The organism is Shewanella septentrionalis (assembly GCF_025370265.1).
Lineage (GTDB): Bacteria > Pseudomonadota > Gammaproteobacteria > Enterobacterales > Shewanellaceae > Shewanella > Shewanella hafniensis.
This window is the reverse complement of the sequence record NZ_JAMTCC010000093.1, coordinates 1-2,896: the sequence shown is the minus strand read 5'-3', so window position 1 is coordinate 2,896 and position 2,896 is coordinate 1. Positions and strand designations below refer to the sequence as shown.

Here is a 2,896-nt window from a genome sequence, read left to right as displayed (position 1 = left end):
TAATTTGCTCCACCACAGGCTTCCATCACAATTAGGCACGGCTCAATTTGAGCAAGAAAGGGTAGCAAGTCCTTGCGTCTAAGCATTTTCTTTTTGATTAACTTGCCAGCTTTATCGACACCAACAGCATGAAAAACAGACTTTGCGATATCTAAACCAATTGTAGTAATCTTCATAAGTGGACCCGTCCTCTTTCTGATGAGTTTTAGCGACTACATCGTGGCCCATTGTGAGGCCGATTAAAAGTGGATGGGTCCATTCCATTATCCATGACCGGACTCACGCAATTTATTCCAACGCCCCGCGGCAACTTCGCAGGGGAAGGTGAACTTCTGTAGCTACTGTCCGATCTTTCCGCGGCCTAGCCCTTAAGCACCTAACAGCTCTGGAGCTTGTGCTATTAATTCAGCTATCTCAGGTATAGATTGGTACTGCCTTTTCATTTCTGCCCACACAGTTGGATGTTGCTTAGTTTTAAACTTGCTTAAACTATTTTGAAGCTCTGCTTGTGTTTTATTCGATGTTTTATCTAGAACAAATGCCTTCATAGCATTGAGATAAGCCTCGTACGCTTCTGTTCTTGCTTTGACCAAGTAATCTCTAGTGTTTAATCTCAGCTTATCAATCGTATATACAGCCTTTCTCTGTTCGATAACTCCAATCCCTGGAATGGGTACAAAATACATTGTGCTTAGTTCGAGAACCATAAATGAAAGTGGGTTCTCATTCCTCGGATTAATAAAAGCATCAATTCCGATTTGTGGACGTACCACGGGGTCATTTTTTTTCCTAGCTAACTCCAACACTTGATTGTTTTGGTCGATAACAGCGAAAAAATTGTTTTTAGGTCCATTGCATGGCCCGCACGCGTATAAATAATTTTCCCAACTAAACGTATTTTCTGGAAAAAGGTCCTTCGGTTTCACATGCTCGACTTCATCCGCGGCAGAGTCTTCACAATAATTACATCTCTTGCTGCCTACACACATTGAGGTAAGTGTAGATTTAACCGTTTCAAAATTGGCTCCAGTTTTACTAGACCATAGTGCTTTTCCTTTCTCAACTTGTTGCGCATAATCTTGCAAAGCATCGATTTCAGCTTGCTTGTTAGCCAAGTAAGTTGATGCAGCTTGAGCTAACTGTGTTTGCGGAATTTCAATCATTTTTCTTGCCTACACATTAGTTCCAAATATACGTTGAATTCGTTGCTTTTTAGCAACTTCATCCTCAGTTAAATTTACACCAAACTGAGATTTTATATTGAGTTCAGCTAATTGCTTTAACAATTCCTGTGCCTCATCCGAACGTTCAATACCGACACCAAATACATCAGAGCTCAAGGCTTCCAATATGTTTCCGTATAAAAGCCGATCAAGCTCGATACCTCTCACGCGATAGCCTTTTTGATTCTCAATGAAATTGGGTAGCTTCCAGATCGAACCAGAAACAGCACTCTGACATACTAAAGGACTATGTGTCGAAACGATGAACTGAATTCTAGGGAAGTGCGCAGTAAACCATTTACCAATTTTTCGCTGCCATATTGGATGCAAATGAACATCAACTTCATCAATGAAAACTACACCAGGATATTCGATAGAGGTCCCTTCAGAGCCAAAAATATTGTCTGTTTCATAGCAATCAACCATTTGACGAATCAGCTCTAGAGTCATACTTAGCACTGAGCGATAGCCATCACTTAATGATTCGATGTTTACTTGTGTTTCATTGCTATCGATAAATTCAATCCCATCAGAAGAAACCCCCTTGAATTTAACCCTATTAGGAAGAAAATCGTCTTGGTTGATAAAGTTTTTGATTCTTTTTAGTAAACTCGCTTCGATTGAATTGGGTTTCTCCAACTCCTTAAAACGCAATTCTTTTAACCATTCTAATGTTTCCGAGAGTGCGACATCTTCACCAAATACAGATAAATGTCTGGCTAATAATGGGGAAGAATAGAATAGTTTCTGATACTCACTATTCCCTCCAGAAAATCGTCTAAATGGACCATATGAAACTGAAAACCATCCCTTCTTTCCACTCCATACATGCCTGTTTGGAGTTATTCTAGAGTGTGTAGTAAAACTACCCTCATTAGTGATTTTTAGAGTATAAGAAAGGTTATCAGCCTGTTGTTTACCTTTCTGCGCCCAACTATCTCGAGCTCTATCTTGGATTAGCTCCATACGGATTAAGGCACTTTCGGCCCCCTTATTTACCCACTCAGAAAATGCATGTCGAGATTTGATAGCTTCTTGAGGTCCCATTAAACCAACCGCTGCAGCTCTAATGAACGTTGATTTCCCGGCACCATTATTCCCTAAAATGACATGCCAACCAGCAGGGTCTTCATTCTGCTCAAGTTCGAAGGCAAAACGTTTAAAGGTTTTAATGTTCTCTAACTCTATCTTTTTTAAGTACATTTCACATCTCTCTCAAGGTTAAGATGATTGTACGTTGGATATTTAAACTAATCATCTCTCATGAAATTGTTAAGTTTGATTAAAGCCATCAGTTTAGTAGAACACATGCGTGATTTCCCGTTAGGACAGCCAAAAGGCGCATTATTAACTGATTGTATTTTATATAAGTTATCAGTTTTACTTCGAATATACCACAGCGGAAAACGCACATAATTACAGGATAAAAATTTCTCGAAACCATATGATTTAAATACAACTGTATACTTACACTGGCTAGATAAATCACAAGAGACTTAAGTAGGAAATGAAGAAAGATGGGACATATATGGTCACCTCGGGTTTAGCAAGGCCAATATTCTACTTTGTTCAAGCTACATTTACGTTAATCGATAATTCACCTTTCAGGAAAGATGGGACAGGCGCAAATCTTGTAGGATTAACGGTCAACACCGAGATCACAGAAGTTCATC

General features: G+C 39.4%; 2 protein-coding genes and 1 pseudogene. All 3 read right to left on the bottom strand.

Features of this window, described 5'->3' with window-relative positions; translation table 11 throughout:
• Positions 1-176, bottom strand: a pseudogene (locus NE536_RS22545) (IS110 family transposase); the annotation flags it as partial.
• A gap of 192 nt (positions 177-368) precedes the next feature.
• Positions 369-1,163, bottom strand: a complete 795-nt coding sequence (locus NE536_RS22540; RefSeq protein WP_261274085.1) for an HNH endonuclease family protein — start codon at positions 1,161-1,163, stop codon at positions 369-371.
• Between the two features lie 9 nt (positions 1,164-1,172).
• Positions 1,173-2,426 carry an AAA family ATPase gene (locus NE536_RS22535; RefSeq protein WP_261274084.1) on the bottom strand — a complete coding sequence of 418 codons (1,254 nt, stop codon included), beginning with the start codon at positions 2,424-2,426 and terminating at the stop codon, positions 1,173-1,175.
• Between the last annotated feature and the right edge of the window lie 470 nt (positions 2,427-2,896).